Source organism: Thioalkalivibrio sulfidiphilus (assembly GCF_000377945.1).
GTDB lineage: Bacteria > Pseudomonadota > Gammaproteobacteria > Ectothiorhodospirales > Ectothiorhodospiraceae > Thioalkalivibrio_A > Thioalkalivibrio_A sulfidiphilus_A.
The window spans coordinates 1-16,046 of the sequence record NZ_KB898938.1; the positions used below are offsets into that span (position 1 = coordinate 1).

Here is a 16,046-nt window from a genome sequence, read left to right on the forward strand (position 1 = left end):
GAACCGGATATCGGGAATGCGATGGGTCTTGCGATGAACGGCGGCTCTGCTACACTTCATCCAGACGGTCTCCGTTGGTTTTGTTGGACGGTGTGGTGCCACCAATTCTACCAACTTCGAGACCGTTTTTTTATGCGTGCAAGCCATCTTCTCGCACCGATTTAGGCCGTTTTCTGGACTTCACATTTGGTGAGGTCCAGCAACAGCCGTGCAACAGGCAGGTCGTACCGTATATAAGCCGTTTTCTTGTAAAACCGTGCCGGATTTATGCAACTGTCGGGTATTACAAGCGTGCCGTATCGCCCAGGGCCGAGCCCATGAATTTCATGGACTGGGCCAACATCGCCGCCTATTTCATCGCCGTCGCAGGCCTGATCTATTTCATGGGGGTCGAGCGTCGGCCCGCCATGGCCGCGGCCCAGACGGTGTTCAGCTACCTGTTTATTTTCCTGGCGCTCGCGTTTATCGTGCGCAGCATCAAGGGCCGGAAGTATTCCTTCACCTGGTTCACGCGCCCCCTGCTGCGCATGATCGAATCCTATGCCAGCATCACGGCGGAGCTGACCATCCTGCTGGCCACCCTGGGCATCCTCACCGCCACCTTCACCATCACCGGCGTCCCCACCAAGGTGGGCATCCTGCTCATGGAAGGCGCCGGCATCAACCTGGCGCTGATGGTGCTGGTGGGCTTCGGCTTCGGCTACATCATCGGCATGGGCCTGCCCGTGGCGCCCACCTACATCATCATCGCCATCGTGGTCTCGCCGTTCATGATTCGCGCCGGGGTCGACCCCTGGGTGGTGCACTTCTTCGCCTTCATGGTGGCGGTGTTCGGCGAACTCTCACCGCCCACCTCGGTGACCGCAGCCGTCACCTCGCGCATCGCGGAAGCGCCCTTCGTGCGCACCATGATGGTGGCCATGGTGATCTGCATGCCGCTGATGCTCATGATGGGTGCCGTGTTCACCCGGCCGGAACTGGTGGTCACGCCGGGTCTCGCCCAGCTGCCGGCCTTTGTCCTGGTGCTGATCGGAACGCTGGCCATCAGCTTTGCCCTGCAGGGCAGCTTCGGTTATGCGCGCGGCCCGGATATCCTGCTGCGTCTCGTGCTCGCGGGCATCGCCGGCGGCGCCGTGTTCCATCCCGACAACACCACCGCCGCGGCCTTCGCCGCACCCGCCCTGGCCATGACCCTGTTCGGCGTCTGGCGCTACCGCCGGTACGCGGTCTGACATGAGCCTGGAACAGGCATTGCTGCTGCTCGCGGCAGGGGCCCTGTCGGGTTTCCTCAACGTGATGAGCGCAGGCGGCTCCATGCTCACCCTGCCGGTGCTCATGTTCATGGGCCTGGACAGCACCACCGCCAACGGCACCAACCGGGTGGGCATCGTGCTGCAGAATATCACCGCCACCTGGAAGTACCGCAGCGCCGGGCACCGTCACCTGCGCCTGGGTCTGAAGCTCTCGGTGCCGGCCGTGCTGGGGGCCATCGTCGGGGCCTGGGTGGCCACCCTGGTGGGCGAGGACCTGTTCCGCTGGATCCTGATCCTTGTGATGGTGGGCTCCTCGGTGCTCATGCTGCTGCCCATGCCGGTGCACCGGGAGACCCTGTACCTGGACGAGAGCCATCTGCGCTGGCCGGTGATCCTGGCCATGGCGGTGATCGGCTTCTACGGCGGCTTCATCCAGGTGGCCGTGGGCATCCTGTTCATCGTCCTGCTCTACCGCATCCTGCGCATCGACCTGGTGCAGGTGAACATCCTCAAGGTGCTGGTGGTGCTGATCTATATGCTCCCTGCCCTGGGCATCTTCGTCGCCACCGGCAACGTGCACTGGGGCTACGGCCTGGTGCTGGCCGTGGGCAGCATGGCCGGGGCCTGGCTGGCGGCCCACATGACCCTGGGGCCTCGCGGGGCTGTGTGGATCAAGCGCATCACCCTGGCGATCATCGCGGCCATCATCGTCAAGTTGTTGATGGACATGTGAGGCTGGTTTGACCCTGACGATGGTCAATGTATGACCGATTTTTGACGGGCAAGCGTCCCCCGCGGCTTGCGTGCGGGGTGTGGCTCGTGGACAATCCTTTATATGACCCAAGGATCCCGACCTATTCCCCACCGGACCCGCTGGCCTCAGGGAGCTGAGCGCCTGCTGGGTTTCAGTTAGTTCCCCGGCGGTCCCATGTCCGGCAGTACCCCCTACATCCAGGTCCTCGATATCGAGCAGACCCTGACCGAACTCAATGAGATGGTCAGCCGCCTGCGCCAGGAGCGCGACGACCTGGAGATCGCCCTGACCACCGCCGTGGAGCATGGCGACGCCATCGAGGAACAGCTGGAGACGGCCAACCGCCAGTTGCAGAACGAGGTGCGCGAACGCCGGACCATTGAGAAGCAGCTGCGCGACCTGGTGGCGACCATTACCCAGAAGAGCCGGGATCTGGAGGTGGTGCTGCAGACCATCACCGAGCATGCCGATCAGATCGACCTGCACTGGCTGCAGCGCTACATCGAATCCGAGACCTCCGCCCGCCAAGACCCGCTCACCGGTCTGGCCAACCGCCGCATGCTGGACGAGGCCATGGAACGCGAGTGGTCGCGGGCACGACGCCAGGGTCAGCCCCTGGCGATGCTCATGTGTGACGTGGACCACTTCAAACCCTACAACGACCGCTACGGTCACCAAGCAGGGGATGAGTGTCTCTGCCGCCTGGCTGAGCTGTTCCAGGGCATGCTTCACCGGGAAGGCGACCTCGTGGCCCGTTATGGCGGCGAGGAATTCGTGGTTCTGCTCCCCAACACGGACGAAACCGGTGCCTTGAGGGTGGCACAGGGTATTCAGGATGCATTGCGGAATCTTGACCTTGGCCATGAGGACACACCCCTGGGCCGCCTGACCCTCAGCATCGGCCTGGCCGCGCTGGTCCCCGACCACGACGACCGCAGCACCCTGCTGGCGGAAGTAGACCGCCGTCTCTATCTGGCCAAGCAGCAGGGGCGCGACCGGATCGTGCATGCCGCCGACAACAACAAAATACGGGAGGACCTCAATGATTCAGGATCACGGGCAGATCAGGGAAATCCGACACGACCGTAACACGGAATCCCTCGATCTTTCGTTCTGGCCCGGTTCCCTTCCGCTCAAGCAGCGCTGGCGCAACAACGGCCTGTCCGCCGATTTTCTGGGCGATTACGTCACCACCTTCTTTCCCCTGGACGAGACGGACCCGTCTACCCGGGCCCGCCAGAGCGAGATCCGCGGGGCGGTCAGCTTCATCGCCAATGAGCTTCTGGAAAATGCCATGAAGTTCCACGATGAATCGCTCCCGGAACCCATCACCATGCGGTTGTGTCTGTTCCCGGAGGAGATCGTGTTCCAGCAGGGTAATGCCACGGGCAGCGAGGCTGCGGACAGCTTTCGTGCCTTCGTGGAGCGTTTGCGCGACTCGGATCCCAACGAACTCTACATCCAGCAGTTGGAGGAAGGCGCAGTCTCGGAGGGCAGCGCGGGACTCGGCTACCTGACCATGATCAACGACTACGGGGCTGAACTTGCCTGGAGATTCGAGCCCCTGGTATCCCATGGCTTTCGCGTCACCACCCAGGTGACCATAAAAATCTGATGGAGCAAGACCTGATGCATTGTTTTTCCGGTGAGGGTTACAAGATCGAGCTGGACGATACCAGCAACACCGTGCGCATGAGCGGCGCCCTGCGCCTGGGCGGTCTGTCGGAGTACGCCCCCATCTCCGAGTTGCTGGAGAATGCCCTGGATGGCCGCGAGGCACTGATCATCGATCTGAGCGCTCTGGAGTTCCTCAACAGTTCCGGGATTGCCACCCTGTCAAAATTTGTCATCACTGCCCGTAATCGCAACGATTGCCGTCTGGCCATTCAGGGTTCCAATGCCATCGCCTGGCAGGGCAAGTCGCTCAACAACCTGAAGCGACTGATGCCCGCCCTTGAGCTGAATTTCGATTGACGCCGCGCATATCATCGATCCCATGGATACCCGCGTGAGGCAGACGGACGGCGCGAGCACTGATGCCACGCGAGGCATCCCCTTCACAGCCAGTCTGACCTTCCGCCAGGCTGCGGTGACCTTGCTCATCGTGGCGGTGCTGGGCCTGCTGGCCGGCATGGTGGAGCTGGGCGCCGATTGGAAGTCCATGCGCGCCGAGATCCAGGAACACACCCATCGCAGTCTGGAACTGGTCAGCGGCTCCGCCGCCGAGGCCGCTTTCCAGTTCAACGATGAACTGGCGGGTCAGGTGGTGGACGGTCTGTTTGCCCACCGGGAAATGGAACAGGTGGTGTTGCGGGATAATTTCGGAGGCGTCATCGCAGAGCGTCAGCGTCACGACCTGGCTGAACCGGGTGCGCTGGTGCAGCGCCTGTTCGGTGACATCACGCGTTACTCCGTTAATCTGAGTCACAGCGTTGGCGGGGCGTCGGCCTCCAGCGTGGGTGCCCTGGAAGTGACGCTCGCCCCCGGCGAGATCGGCGCCCGCTTCGTGGAGCGGGGTCTGGTGATCTTCGTGGTGGGTCTGGCCAAGGCGGTGATCATCTCCGCCCTGGTGGTACTGATCTTCTTTTTCATGATCACCCGCCCCCTGATCGGTCTGCATACCGCCATCACGCGCATAGATCCTACCCGTCCCGGACATTGGCCCCGGCCGAGCTTCCCGCGCCACGAGAAGGACGAACTGGGCCAGATCGTGACCGGCCTGGACAATCTCATGCAGGCCTTTCAGCAGGGTCTGGAACAGCGTGACCGGGCCCGGGACGAGAACATGCGCCTGGGCGCCGAGTTGGACGTCTCCCGTCGCATCCAGCAGATCCTGCTGCCCTCACGGGCGGAGCTGGATGCCATCGAGGGCCTGGACATCGCCACCCACATGGAGGCGGCTCAGGAGGTGGGCGGCGATTACTACGACATCCTCAGTCACGAGGACGGCGTGCGCATCGGTATCGGTGACGTGACCGGTCACGGACTCGAGAGTGGCGTGGTGATGCTCATGACCCAGAGCGCCGTGCGTACCCTGCTCACCAGCCGTGAGAAGGACATGGTGCGCGTCATGGACGTACTCAACACCACCATCTACAACAACGTGCAGCGCATGGGCTGCGGCAAGAACCTGACCCTTGCCCTGCTGGATTACACCATGGCAACTGCAGCCGAACTACCTGCGGTGGCGGGCCACCTGCGTATCAGCGGCCAGCATGAAACGGTCATTATCGCCCGCCATGACGGACACATGGAGGTGGTGGACACCGACGAACTCGGCTTCCCCATCGGCCTGGTGGAGGAGATGGCCCATTTCGTGGGTGAGATCAGTCTGGATCTGCACCAGGGGGATGTGGTGGTGCTCTACACCGATGGCATCACCGAGGCGGCCGACGAGCAGCATCGCCTCTATGGACAGGATCGACTGATGGAGATGATCGCCAGTCATCGTGCCGAGTCAGCGGAATTCATCAAGGACGCCATCATCAACGACGTGAAACGTCACATCGGAAACCAGACACTCTACGATGACCTCACCCTGGTCATCCTGAAGCAGAAATAATCCTCCACGTCTGAGCACAAGGGGAATCCGTTCATGCCCACCCGCAAGCGAATCGTTACGCGTCTGATCAACACATGGGTCGCTTTCTGTCTGCTGTTCTCCTCGGGCCTCGCCGGGGCCCAGTCCCAGACCCCTCACCGCAGCCTGGACGAGTTGGTATGGATTACCGAGGAGTATGCCCCCTATAACTATGCACAGGATGGCCAGGTCACCGGTGTGGCGGTGGATATCCTGGTCAAGATATGGGAACGCTTGGGCGTCAACAGGACAGTCGCGGACATCCAGCTCCTGCCTTGGGCCCGGGGCTATCGCATGGCCCTGGATCAGCCGGGCACCTGCCTGTTCTCCACCACGGTCACCGATGCACGCCGGGAGCTGTTTACTTTTGTAGAGCCGATCATGGATGCCAGCATCAGCATCATTGCCCCGAGGGATCGCGGGCTGGAGGTCGCTGACGTGGCCGCCCTGGCCCCCTACCGCATCGGCGTGGTGCGAGAGGACATCGGCGATCAGTTGCTCCAGGAGGAAGGCTTCAGCGGCACCTATGTGCGCACCGATTCCGCGCGTATCCTGATTCGCATGTTGCGGGGCGAACGTTTCGATGCCGCCGCCTACAATGAGCGGGTGGCCAACTGGGTGATGGTCCAGGAGGGCATCGACCCCGCACTCTATGAACCGGCGCTGGTGCTGCGTGAGGGGTATATGGGCTATGCGTGCCACAAGGACACCGACCCGGCGCTCATCGCCCAACTCCAGGACGCACTGGATGCCCTGATCGCCGACGGAACAGTGGCGGAGATTACCAACCGATATCTGCAGTGAGGTGTGTGATAAGTCCCAACGAGGAGGAGTGAGCCCCATGAGCGATACCGTCAAATACGTCCTCGACGAGAAGGACATTCCCAGGCACTGGTACAACATCATGGCGGACCTGCCTTCCCCGCCGCCGCCCGTGCTGCATCCCGCCACACACCAGCCCGTGGGTCCCGACGACCTGGCGCCGCTCTTCCCCATGGCCGTGATCCAGCAGGAGGTCAGCCAGGAGCGGGAGATCGAGATCCCGGAGCCGGTGCGCGAAGTCTACCGCCAGTGGCGGCCCTCTCCCCTGTTCCGGGCCCGTCGTCTGGAGAAGATGCTCGATACCCCGGCGCGCATCTATTACAAGTACGAAGGCGTCAGTCCTGCCGGTTCCCACAAGCCCAACACCGCCATCGCCCAGGCCTTCTACAACAAGCAGGAAGGCGTCAAACGCATCACCACCGAGACCGGTGCCGGCCAGTGGGGCTCGTCCCTGGCACTGGCGGGCTCCCTGTTTGGCCTGGAGATCGAGGTCTTCATGGTCAAGGTGAGTTTCCAGCAGAAGCCCTACCGGCGTTCCTTCATGGAGACCTTCGGCGCCAAGTGCATCGCCAGTCCCTCGGACATGACCGAGGCGGGCCGGGCCGTGCTCAGGGAACACCCGGACAGCACCGGCAGCCTGGGCATCGCGATCAGCGAGGCCGTTGAGCGCGCGGTGCAGCGTGACGACACCAAGTACGCCCTGGGCAGCGTGCTCAACCACGTGCTGCTGCACCAGACGGTGATCGGTCTGGAGGCCATGAAGCAGTTCGACCTGGCCGACGATTACCCGGACATCGTCATCGCCCCCACCGGCGGCGGCAGCAACTTCGGTGGCATCACCTTCCCCTTCCTGGGCGAGCAGCTGCGCGGCGGCCGCAAGATCGACCTGGTGGCGGTGGAGCCCTCCGCCTGCCCGACTCTCACCCGGGGCAAGTACGCCTACGACTTCGGCGACACCGCGCATCTCACCCCACTGGTGAAGATGCACACCCTGGGCTCCACCTATGTGCCGCCCGGCTTTCACGCCGGTGGCCTGCGCTATCACGGCATGGCGCCCCTGGTGTCGCACATCACCGATCTGGGCCTGGTACGGCCCCGCGCCTATCAGCAGACCGAGTGCTTCGAGGCGGGCATCCTGTTCGCCAAGGCGGAAGGCATCATCCCGGCGCCCGAGGCCAACCATGGCGTGAAGGCGGCCATCGACGAGGCCCTGCGCTGCAAGGAGGAAGGTGTGAGCCGCGCGATCCTGTTCAACCTGTGCGGCCATGGTCACTTCGACATGCAGGCCTATCGCGATTACCTGGACGGCAAGCTGGTGGATCAGGAATACGACGAGTCCGAGATCGCCATGGCCCTGGCAGGCCTGCCCTCGGTGGCGTGAGGCAGGATTGATGCTCTCGCAAAGGCGCAGGGGCGCTGGGAAAAGCGTTACGAAATTTTCCTCTGCGTCTCCGCGCCTCCGCGAGAGAACAGGTTTTCACTTTCAGCAGTCCATTGATCAGATTTTCCCCAGCACCCGCTCTGCCCGCTCGTAGCCCAGTTCGATCATCTCCTTGGCCCGGTGGAAATCGAACACACCGCAGGCGTTGACCGGGATCTCGATCAGGTACTCGGGGTTGTAGGCGGCCAGGCGGAAACGGGCGATGCTGTTCTCCATGATCTCGATGGAATCGGACAGCACGTCGAACATGCCCACGCTGGGCTCCTTCTCTTTCACCCCAAGTCGTGACTGGATGCCCTCGATGAAGTCTGCGATGGCCTTCTGGACAGCGGTCTTCGGCATGTCCGAGGCCTGGATCTCGGCGCCGTCTCCAAACAGCCCTTCCTCTTCCCGGCCGCTCAGGCTGACGGCGATGTTGATGTCGGTGATCGTGCTCAGGGTGGGTGCCACGGGTACCGGGTTGACCACGCCCCCGTCCACCAGGACCCGTCCGTCACGGTGCACGGGGGTGAAGACAGTGGGGATGGCGATGGAGGCGCGGATCGCATCGTAGAGGGAGCCGGTGTTGAGCCACACCTCGCGGCGGTTGCCCAGGTCCGTGGCCACGGCGGTGAACTCGATAGGCAGGTCCTCGATGTCCACCTCGCCCAGCATTTCGCGCAGCTTGTTCATGATGCGGTCGCCGCTGAACAGCCCTGACCAGCTGTAGGCAAAGTCCAGCAGCATGAACACGTCACGCTTGCTGAGCGCGGTGACCCATTCCTCATAGATGTCCAGCTTGCCGGCGGCGTAGATGCCGCCGATCAGGGCGCCCATGGAGGAGCCTGCAATGGCCTTGATGTTGTAGCCCTCATTCTCCTCCAGCCAGCGGATCACGCCTATGTGGGCCAGGCCGCGGGCACCGCCGCTGCCCAGGGAGAGGGAGATGTCCTTGGTGTGCTTGTCGTTCATGGAGACCAGGATCCCGGTGCCGGAAGTCGTGTGTGGTCGCCCAAGCATACCGCCCGAGTGCCGGTGCGGCACAGTGCCGGGCGTCACAGCGTGTGCATGCAGGGGATCAGTGGCTGCGATGCCAGATCAGTTCGCCGTTGCGGTAGACCTCCTTGACCCTGTGCAGGGGTACGGTGTGCAACCCGCCCTCCGCGTCGATGATGTCCAGCAATGCATGGCTCTCGGGGTCCACCTGCACGTCGCGCAGGTTCACCCGGATGATCCGCTCCTCGACCCGGTCGTAGTAGCCGAGCACAAAGCTGGCATCGCCGAACGCCTTGTCCCAACGGATGCGTGCGAGCAGCTCCTGGATGGGGATCATGGTGTCCAGCGGTGTGCGCCGGGACGCAGGCCGGGAAGCTGGCGGGCGGCATCCAGCATGATGCGCGCCGTGAAGGCGACCGGGTCCAGACGTGCCTCGAACAGCAGGGTGTCGTGAATGGCGCGGGCCGATGTGGCGCGCCGCTCCATGACGAGGCCGTGGGCCTCCTCCTCCAGGGTGGCGATGTCATCCACCTGGAAGACCAGGGTCTCCTCGGCCAGAAACAAGGGGTCGGAGAGGACCGCCTCGCGCACTGCGTCGAAGTCCGCGTGCCTGTCCACCTGCAGGTAGAGATAGCGCTGCGGGCGGCCGGTGTCGTCATGGCGTTCGGTGCACAGGGCCCCGACCACGCCGGGGATGTCCGCGGCCGCCGCCGTATGGTGCAGCTGTATGCCCGGGCGATGGGTGATGCGCGTCTCCCCTTTCGGGATCATGAGCGTGAACAGTCGTTCGATCCAGGGCACGGCCCCGGCGCTCCAGCCGGCCCCGACCACAACCGCCACCCGGTGCTGCTGGGCCTGCCGATCGAGCTCGGTCAGGAACGCATCCCGGGTACTGCCTTCCTGGGTGGCGCATTCCACGAGAGGCATCCGGTGCTGGATCAGCTCCCGGGCCACACCCTCGACCCGGTCATTGGGCACGCAGACCAGGGCTGCGTCCACCCGTGTGAGTCCGCTGACGTGGTCCACGCAAGGGGTCTCGGCGGGCAGACCCTCCAGCGGGAGTCCTGCCCCGACCTCGGGTCGCACCACCCCTGCCAGTTCCAGGTCAGAGGCCTCCTGCACGGCCCGGGCACAGGCCTTGCCCAGGGTGCCGTAACCGACGATGGCAAGGCGCAGGCGCTTCATCGGTTTTCAGGGCCTGACAGAGAGGCGGTCGTTCCGGATGCATTCATGGTGACAATGATCCTTGTGGCTCTATACACACTTGTAGGTGGGGCGGAGAGCATGGTCAATCCGATAGGCTGTCAAACTGCGCTGAATCCCGTCAGCGGGTGAGTGTGATATGCTGCGACGCACCATCATTGCCCTCTAGGTCATCTAGATGCCCTATCAGCGCTACCTGCAGGATGTCGAGCGCAGGATCGTCCAGCCGGATCCCGCCCAGGATCTGGCTATGCAGGGTTTGCAGCGCGTGCGGGACCAGCTCATGGCCCCGGCCCCCCGGCCCGGACTGATGGACCGGCTGCTGGGCCGGCGCAGTCCCAGGGTGCCGGTCCGGGGCTTCTACCTCTGGGGGGGCGTGGGTCGGGGCAAGACCTACCTGGTGGACACCTTCTTCGACGCCCTGCCCTTCGAGAACAAGCTGCGCCTGCATTTCCACCGCTTCATGCAGCGGGTGCACGGTGAACTGAAGACCCTCAAGCAGACCGCCGACCCCATCGACATCGTGGCCAAACGCCTTGCCCAGGCCCGGGTGCTGTGCCTAGACGAGTTCTACGTCTCGGACATCACCGACGCCATGCTGCTGCACCGCCTGCTGGCGGGCATGTTCGCCGAGGGCATGACCCTGGTGACCACCTCCAATACCCCGCCCGACGATCTCTACAAGAACGGTCTGCACCGGCACCTGTTCCTGCCCGCCATCGAGCTGATCAAGCAGCACCTGGAGGTGTTCCACCTGGACAGCCCCGTGGACTACCGTCTGCGCTCCCTGGAGCAGGCGGAGATCTACCACGCGCCCCTGGACGAGGTCGCCGTCACACGCCTCACCGAGGCCTTCCGTGCCCTGGCCCCGGAGCCGGGCAGCATCGGCGGCAGCCTGGAGGTGGCGGGCCGGCAGATCCCGGTGCAGCGCCTGGCCGATGGCGTGGTGTGGTTCCGCTTCCCGGATATCTGCGACGGACCGCGCAGCCAGTTGGACTACGTGGAGATCGCGCGCATGTTCCATACCGTGCTGGTCTCGGACATCCCGGTCATGGACGAGTCCATGGAAAACCAGGCCCGGCGTTTCATGGCCCTGGTGGACGAGTTCTACGACCGTAACGTCAAGCTCATCGTCTCCGCCGAGGCCGCACCGGAGTTTCTGTACCGGGGCAAGTGGCTCGAGTTTGAATTCCAGCGCACCCGCAGCCGGCTGCAGGAGATGCAGTCCCATGACTACCTGGAAAAGCCCCACCTGCCCTGATCTCCTGGCACTAGCCCGGTAAACTGGGACCTAAGTTGAACCAGGCTCCACCGTTGTGCGCGCGTTGTCTGGGACAGACACGGGTGATAGCCTCCGGGCATCACCCCTAGTCAGCGAACACCCGATGGCGAAGCACAAGCGAAAGACAACGCGCAGATCCGCGACAGCCCCCACTCCCGCTGCCGCAAGCCCGTCAGCCGACTGGATGATCGTCGCCCTGTCTGGCGTGGGCATGCTCATCACCGCCTTTCTCACCCTCGTGGCCTGGAGCGGCGCGGGAATCGCCTTGTGCGCCGAAGGCTCAGCTTGCGACCTGGTGCAGCAGAGCCGCTGGTCCAGGGTGCTGGGCCTGCCGGTGTCCTTGTGGGGCTTCGGCGTGTATGCCCTGCTGGCGCTCATCGCATGGCAGTCCCCGCCCCGGCTCAAGCGCTGGCGTCGGCTCTGGTTCCTGAGCTTCGTGGGACTGGCCATCAGCGTCTACCTGACCCTGATCGGACTGCTCAAGCTCGAGGCCGTCTGCCCCTGGTGCCTGGCCTCCCTGGCCACCATGTCCGCCATCTTTCTGTGGCTCAGCGTCAGGCGCCCGGAATCCGCGCCGGGCATGCCCTGGCTTCAGTGGGGCCTGAGCAGCGCGGTGGTGGCCCTGGTGGTGCTCGGCACCCTGCACGCCTATTACAGTGATCTGTTCACGCCACCGGAAGACCCACGTCTTGAGCGCCTGGCGGTGCATCTGAACGAGTCCGGGGCGCGCTACTACGGCGCCTACTGGTGCCCCGCCTGTCAGCAGCAGCACCGGCTGTTCCGCGGCGCCTCGGAGAAGCTGCCGTACGTCGAGTGTTCACCCGACGGACGGCATGGCCGGCCGGCCGCGGAATGTACGCGCGCCGGTGTCAGCAGCTTTCCCACCTGGAACATACGCGGGCGGGTCTATGAAGGCGTGATCGCGCCGGAGGATCTGGCCCGTTATTCGGGCTTTGAATGGTAGGGCGTCCGCTCAGCGTTGCGGCGCGTACAGTCGAGGTCAACGACGGATCAGGAATTCCTGGACGCCGCCCTGAAGCAGCGTGGAGCGAATGACACGAAAGTCCGGCATCATCCGTTGCAGCTGCCCAGTTGCGTAGCCGGGCGATTGACGGGTGGCCATGTTACCCGTGGGAAGCGTCCTTAAGGTCTGCCAGGAGTCTATCACCAGGGCACCGGGTCTTTCCGGCACGTCCCTGACGCCGTAGGCAAGCAGTGCGTGCATGAGCGCGCCCCGCGGCAGGAGCGTGGCGAGGCGCGACATGAGCGCGGTGAGGACGGGTGTCGTCAGGTAGTTGAAGGCATCCCAGGCCAGCACCACCTGTGATCCCTCAGCCAGGGATGCCGGGAGCAGCGTCTCCAGGCATTGCTCCAGGTCGGCATCGTCGAGTTCCTTGTCGAGCCTGACCAGGTCTGGCAGGGCAGAGGCGATGGCCAGCCGCACGGGATGACCGCTGAAAAAATCCACGGTCGCCCCATGCGGTTCGCCAAGATCGAGTACCCGCAATCGCTGCCCCGCCTGCATCGGCCGCAGGATCTGTTCTAGCAGACTGACCTGGAAGGTATGGCCTGCCGACAGGCCGGAGTTCGTCTCGATGCCGGAAGTCGATGCGGACTTGCTGATCACAGCAGACATGACACCCCGGTCAGACTGTCAGCGCTGATCAAGCCGCGCTGCCGCCGGCCTTGCCGGTTGCTGCCTTTTCGGCGGTTTCGGGGGTGTCTGAAGTGGCAGGTGCCGTGGCAGTGCTGCTGCCCTGCGTCATACTCGTGCCTGACTTGCCCTTCTTGGTTCCCATGGCTTCCTCGACCGCCTGCGCGTCCATCTCGATGGCCCCTTTGAAGCGTGCCCCTTCTTCCAGGCTGACCTTGGGCGAGGTGATGTTGCCGCGGATGTTCGCGGACTTCTTGATCACGACTCGTTCCGCACCGAACAGATTGCCTTCCACGCTTCCTTCCACGATGACCGTGTGGGCGTAAATATCGGCGTTGATCTGGCCATGGGGGCCCACCGTCAGGCTGTGGCCCTGGAGCTTCACCGTGCCGTTGACGCGTCCCTGGATGATCAGGTCTTCTTCACCGCGCAAGGTGCCTTCGACGTGTATGGAGGGGCCGATGACCGCTGCATCGCGATTCCTTGCCGTGCCCGTGGCCGCGGCCGCCTTCTCCCAGGGCCTCTCGGATTCACGTAAGGCGATCTCGTCCTTTTGTTCCTGGCTGCTGCTGGAAGCGCGTTTCCCGATATCGAACATGGCCATGGTGACATCCTCCTGAAGAAAGAACGGTCTGACCGGCTGGCTGACCGATGCTTGATCCTAACCCTGCGGGAATCGCGCAGGATACCGTCAGTCGGCGGAGAGATTTCAAATGGGTGACCGAGTCTACAAAATTGCCATTGCTGCCGGGTGGAGCAGGTAAGTCAGACCTCAAGACTAAGGGCTGATCGTGGATCCGCCATCGCCCGAACGAGCGGCGGACAGCTGCCTGCACTGCCTGTATAGGGCTTGCGCAGTGAGAACCATCCGCTCGAAGCACGTCCCCGGGGTGGAGATCCGCTGTTGGCGGAGTTGTTGCACGAAGACGCCTATGATGCGGTCACCGGGGCCGCCAAGCGCCTGGAGAACGTGCTGAGCAATTACTTCGGCAAACTGGATCGAAGACCTTCCGGCAGGATACAGATCCCGGAAGCCGGGAATGAAGAGAGACCGGGTTGATCCTGATCTGTGCACGAACTTTGTCTGCGCTTCCGGCAGGCACAAAAAAACCCACACAAGGCGGGTTTTTTGTTGGCAAGCGCTTTCACCGCTTGCCGGATACAGATGGCGTCCCCACGGGGATTCGAACCCCGGTCGCCGCCGTGAAAGGGCGGTGTCCTAGGCCTCTAGACGATGGGGACGTAAAACACGTCGATCGTCATCTCCTCGGACCCGTCAGCAGGACCGTGACCAGTCCGGTGAAGGTGAGCAGAAATCCGATCGGGATCACCGAGAGGAAGAACTTGGCCCATTCTTCCGCCTCTCTGAACATGGCGCCGAATCCGACTGCCAGGGCGATCACGGTTAAAATAATCCCGACGATGATCGAGTAGCGGCCCAGTTGATACATGCTGTGTCGCTCCTCGGTCAGGCGCCGGGATGTAAATCTGGTGGAGCCAGGCGGGATCGAACCGCCGACCTCTTGCATGCCATGCAAGCGCTCTCCCAGCTGAGCTATGGCCCCGTCAAGGAAGTCGCGCAATTTACGCGACTGTTTCTACCTTGTCAAGCACCCCCGGAACGGGCCTCGATGTAGTCGATGGCGCGCTCGATCCGGCCCAGGGTCCGCTCCCTGCCGAGCAGGGCCAGGGTCTGGTCGATGGGGGGCGAGACGCCGCCACCGGTCACCGCCACCCGCAGGGGCTGGGCCACCTTGCCCAGCTTGAGCTCAAGGCGCTCGGCTACGCCTTCAACGGCTGCATGGATGGCCTCTGGCTGCCAGTCGGCCACGGCGTCCAGGGCAGCACGCAGGGCCTGCAGGACGGGCTTGGCCTCGGCATCCAGGTTCTTTTTCGCGGCCTTCTCGTCGTAGTCCTCGAAGTCGCGGTAGAAGTAGACGCTGTTGGCAGCCATCTCCACCAGGGTCTTGGCCCGCTCGCACTGGGCCACCACCACGTCGCGAAGCGGCGGCGGCAGGGAGGGATCGATGCCGTGGTTGCCCATGTGCCAGGACAGGTGCCGGGCCACGTGGTCCGGGTCGGAGGTCTTGATGTAGTGCTGGTTCAGCCACAGCAATTTGTCCGGGTTGATGGCGGACGCGGAGTGGTTGACGTTGGCAATGTCGAACAGCTCGATGAGTTCCTCCAGGCTGAACACCTCCTGGTCGCCGTGGGACCAGCCCAGGCGTACCAGGTAGTTGAGCAGGGCCTCGGGCAGGAAGCCGTCATCCCGGTACTGCATGACGCTCACCGCACCGTGGCGCTTGGACAGCTTGGCGCCGTCCGGGCCCAGGATCATGGGCAGGTGGGCGTATTTCGGCGGTTCCACGCCTAGGGCCTTGAAGATGTTGATCTGCCGGGGCGTGTTGTTGAGGTGGTCGTCGCCGCGGATCACGTGGGTTATCCGCATGTCCCAGTCATCCACCACCACGGTGAAGTTATAGGTGGGGCTGCCGTCGGAGCGGGCGATGATCAGGTCATCCAGCTCGCTGTTCTGGAACACCACCCGGCCACGCACCATGTCTTCCACCACGGTCGCGCCCTCGGTGGGATTGCGAAAGCGCACCACCGGCTGCACGCCCTCGCGGGGCTCGGTGCGGTGGCGGCAGCGTCCGTCGTAGCGGGGCTTTTCCTTGTTGGCCATCTGCTGCTCGCGCATGGCGTCGAGCTCTTCCTTGGTGCAGTAGCAGTGGTAGGCCTTGTCCGCGTCCAGCAGTTGCTGGATCACTTCCTTGTACCGGTCGAAGCGCTTGGTCTGGTAGAAGGGGCCTTCATCGTATTCGAGACCCAGCCAGTTCATGCCCTCCAGGATCGCATTCACGGACTCGGCGTTGGAACGAGCGAGATCGGTGTCCTCCACGCGCAGGATGAAATCACCGCCGTGCTTGCGGGCGTAGAGCCAGGAGAACAGCGCCGTGCGGGCGCCGCCGATGTGCAGGTAGCCGGTGGGACTGGGCGCGAAGCGGGTACGAACTTTCATGGAGGATGCTCGATTGATGTCTGGATGGGAAAGGCGCATAGGGTACCAAACGGCCCGCCCCCG

At 63.6% G+C, this 16,046-nt stretch carries 18 protein-coding genes and 2 tRNA genes; 11 read left to right on the forward strand and 9 right to left on the reverse strand.

The features are described 5' to 3' along the window. Window positions 1-317 precede the first annotated feature (317 nt). The 8 genes from D580_RS15360 (at window position 318) to D580_RS0108605 (ending at window position 7,790) form a co-directional block, all read left to right on the forward strand. Window positions 318-1,232 (forward strand): TRAP transporter large permease subunit, encoded by a 915-nt coding sequence (locus tag D580_RS15360; protein ID WP_018953997.1) that lies wholly within the window; start codon window positions 318-320, stop codon window positions 1,230-1,232. A gap of 1 nt (window position 1,233) precedes the next feature. Next, a complete protein-coding gene (locus D580_RS0108575) occupies window positions 1,234-1,986 on the forward strand; it encodes a sulfite exporter TauE/SafE family protein (RefSeq protein WP_018953998.1) in 753 nt (250 codons plus the stop codon). Between the two features lie 195 nt (window positions 1,987-2,181). Then, complete coding sequence (locus D580_RS0108580; protein WP_018953999.1) at window positions 2,182-3,096, forward strand: GGDEF domain-containing protein; 915 nt, start codon at window positions 2,182-2,184, stop codon at window positions 3,094-3,096. Next, window positions 3,050-3,622 carry a slr1658 superfamily regulator gene (locus D580_RS0108585; RefSeq protein WP_018954000.1) on the forward strand — a complete coding sequence of 191 codons (573 nt, stop codon included), beginning with the start codon at window positions 3,050-3,052 and terminating at the stop codon, window positions 3,620-3,622. The genes D580_RS0108580 and D580_RS0108585 overlap by 47 nt, the downstream gene beginning before the upstream one ends. A gap of 14 nt (window positions 3,623-3,636) precedes the next feature. Next, window positions 3,637-3,981 (forward strand): slr1659 superfamily regulator, encoded by a 345-nt coding sequence (locus D580_RS0108590; RefSeq protein WP_012638163.1) that lies wholly within the window; start codon window positions 3,637-3,639, stop codon window positions 3,979-3,981. Window positions 3,982-4,015: 34 nt separating this feature from the next. Then, window positions 4,016-5,569, forward strand: coding sequence for a PP2C family protein-serine/threonine phosphatase (locus tag D580_RS0108595; RefSeq protein WP_231363526.1), 1,554 nt, complete (start codon window positions 4,016-4,018; stop codon window positions 5,567-5,569). 33 nt (window positions 5,570-5,602) lie between these two features. Further along, window positions 5,603-6,391 (forward strand): substrate-binding periplasmic protein, encoded by a 789-nt coding sequence (locus tag D580_RS0108600; protein ID WP_018954003.1) that lies wholly within the window; start codon window positions 5,603-5,605, stop codon window positions 6,389-6,391. Window positions 6,392-6,428: 37 nt separating this feature from the next. Continuing rightward, window positions 6,429-7,790, forward strand: a complete 1,362-nt coding sequence (locus D580_RS0108605) for a TrpB-like pyridoxal phosphate-dependent enzyme (RefSeq protein WP_018954004.1) — start codon at window positions 6,429-6,431, stop codon at window positions 7,788-7,790. Window positions 7,791-7,907: 117 nt separating this feature from the next. Here the strand turns inward: D580_RS0108605 and D580_RS0108610 are convergent, their stop codons facing one another. The 3 genes from D580_RS0108610 to D580_RS0108620 all read right to left on the reverse strand — a co-directional run bounded on the left by D580_RS0108610 (window position 7,908) and on the right by D580_RS0108620 (window position 10,010). Further along, on the reverse strand, window positions 7,908-8,801 hold the full coding sequence (locus D580_RS0108610) for a patatin-like phospholipase family protein (protein ID WP_018954005.1): 894 nt from the start codon (window positions 8,799-8,801) through the stop codon (window positions 7,908-7,910). Between the two features lie 106 nt (window positions 8,802-8,907). After that, window positions 8,908-9,162, reverse strand: coding sequence for a DUF504 domain-containing protein (locus tag D580_RS0108615; protein WP_018954006.1), 255 nt, complete (start codon window positions 9,160-9,162; stop codon window positions 8,908-8,910). Beyond that, window positions 9,159-10,010 (reverse strand): Gfo/Idh/MocA family oxidoreductase, encoded by an 852-nt coding sequence (locus D580_RS0108620; protein WP_018954007.1) that lies wholly within the window; start codon window positions 10,008-10,010, stop codon window positions 9,159-9,161. The genes D580_RS0108615 and D580_RS0108620 overlap by 4 nt, the downstream gene beginning before the upstream one ends. A gap of 196 nt (window positions 10,011-10,206) precedes the next feature. Here D580_RS0108620 and zapE point away from each other — a divergent pair, with 196 nt between their 5' ends. Then, entirely contained in the window at window positions 10,207-11,289 is a 1,083-nt protein-coding gene (zapE, locus tag D580_RS0108625) for a cell division protein ZapE (protein WP_018954008.1), read from the forward strand. A 205-nt stretch (window positions 11,290-11,494) separates the two neighbouring features. Then, window positions 11,495-12,274, forward strand: a complete 780-nt coding sequence (locus tag D580_RS0108630) for a vitamin K epoxide reductase family protein (RefSeq protein ID WP_018954009.1) — start codon at window positions 11,495-11,497, stop codon at window positions 12,272-12,274. 36 nt (window positions 12,275-12,310) lie between these two features. Here D580_RS0108630 and D580_RS0108635 read toward each other — a convergent pair whose 3' ends face one another. Then, complete coding sequence (locus D580_RS0108635) at window positions 12,311-12,946, reverse strand: hypothetical protein (RefSeq protein WP_018954010.1); 636 nt, start codon at window positions 12,944-12,946, stop codon at window positions 12,311-12,313. Window positions 12,947-12,974: 28 nt separating this feature from the next. Further along, a complete protein-coding gene (locus tag D580_RS0108640) occupies window positions 12,975-13,568 on the reverse strand; it encodes a bactofilin family protein (RefSeq protein ID WP_018954011.1) in 594 nt (197 codons plus the stop codon). Window positions 13,569-13,868: 300 nt separating this feature from the next. Between D580_RS0108640 and D580_RS16565 the strand changes: the two genes are divergently transcribed. After that, on the forward strand, window positions 13,869-14,024 hold the full coding sequence (locus D580_RS16565) for a hypothetical protein (protein ID WP_018954012.1): 156 nt from the start codon (window positions 13,869-13,871) through the stop codon (window positions 14,022-14,024). 106 nt (window positions 14,025-14,130) lie between these two features. On the opposite strand, the gene D580_RS0108650 is transcribed toward D580_RS16565, so the two are convergent. The 4 genes from D580_RS0108650 to gltX all read right to left on the reverse strand — a co-directional run bounded on the left by D580_RS0108650 (window position 14,131) and on the right by gltX (window position 15,983). Further along, a tRNA-Glu gene (locus D580_RS0108650) sits at window positions 14,131-14,206 on the reverse strand. Between the two features lie 17 nt (window positions 14,207-14,223). Then, entirely contained in the window at window positions 14,224-14,415 is a 192-nt protein-coding gene (locus D580_RS0108655; protein WP_012638147.1) for a hypothetical protein, read from the reverse strand. 38 nt (window positions 14,416-14,453) lie between these two features. Next, window positions 14,454-14,529, reverse strand: a tRNA-Ala gene (locus D580_RS0108660). A gap of 41 nt (window positions 14,530-14,570) precedes the next feature. Then, the gene (gene gltX, locus D580_RS0108665; RefSeq protein ID WP_018954013.1) at window positions 14,571-15,983 is read right to left on the reverse strand and encodes a glutamate--tRNA ligase; all 1,413 of its coding nucleotides are present in this window, start codon (window positions 15,981-15,983) and stop codon (window positions 14,571-14,573) included. Window positions 15,984-16,046: the final 63 nt, after the last annotated feature.

Coding starts and splice junctions, on each gene's coding strand:
- D580_RS15360 (WP_018953997.1), top strand. CDS start 318: ATGAATTTCATGGACTGGGCCAACATCGCCGCCTATTTCATCGCCGTC.
- D580_RS0108575 (WP_018953998.1), top strand. CDS start 1,234: ATGAGCCTGGAACAGGCATTGCTGCTGCTCGCGGCAGGGGCCCTGTCG.
- D580_RS0108580 (WP_018953999.1), top strand. CDS start 2,182: ATGTCCGGCAGTACCCCCTACATCCAGGTCCTCGATATCGAGCAGACC.
- D580_RS0108585 (WP_018954000.1), top strand. CDS start 3,050: ATGATTCAGGATCACGGGCAGATCAGGGAAATCCGACACGACCGTAAC.
- D580_RS0108590 (WP_012638163.1), top strand. CDS start 3,637: ATGCATTGTTTTTCCGGTGAGGGTTACAAGATCGAGCTGGACGATACC.
- D580_RS0108600 (WP_018954003.1), top strand. CDS start 5,603: ATGCCCACCCGCAAGCGAATCGTTACGCGTCTGATCAACACATGGGTC.
- D580_RS0108605 (WP_018954004.1), top strand. CDS start 6,429: ATGAGCGATACCGTCAAATACGTCCTCGACGAGAAGGACATTCCCAGG.
- D580_RS0108610 (WP_018954005.1), bottom strand. CDS start 8,801: ATGAACGACAAGCACACCAAGGACATCTCCCTCTCCCTGGGCAGCGGC.
- D580_RS0108615 (WP_018954006.1), bottom strand. CDS start 9,162: ATGATCCCCATCCAGGAGCTGCTCGCACGCATCCGTTGGGACAAGGCG.
- D580_RS0108620 (WP_018954007.1), bottom strand. CDS start 10,010: ATGAAGCGCCTGCGCCTTGCCATCGTCGGTTACGGCACCCTGGGCAAG.
- zapE (WP_018954008.1), top strand. CDS start 10,207: ATGCCCTATCAGCGCTACCTGCAGGATGTCGAGCGCAGGATCGTCCAG.
- D580_RS0108630 (WP_018954009.1), top strand. CDS start 11,495: ATGATCGTCGCCCTGTCTGGCGTGGGCATGCTCATCACCGCCTTTCTC.
- D580_RS0108635 (WP_018954010.1), bottom strand. CDS start 12,946: ATGTCTGCTGTGATCAGCAAGTCCGCATCGACTTCCGGCATCGAGACG.
- D580_RS0108640 (WP_018954011.1), bottom strand. CDS start 13,568: ATGGCCATGTTCGATATCGGGAAACGCGCTTCCAGCAGCAGCCAGGAA.
- D580_RS0108655 (WP_012638147.1), bottom strand. CDS start 14,415: ATGTATCAACTGGGCCGCTACTCGATCATCGTCGGGATTATTTTAACC.
- gltX (WP_018954013.1), bottom strand. CDS start 15,983: ATGAAAGTTCGTACCCGCTTCGCGCCCAGTCCCACCGGCTACCTGCAC.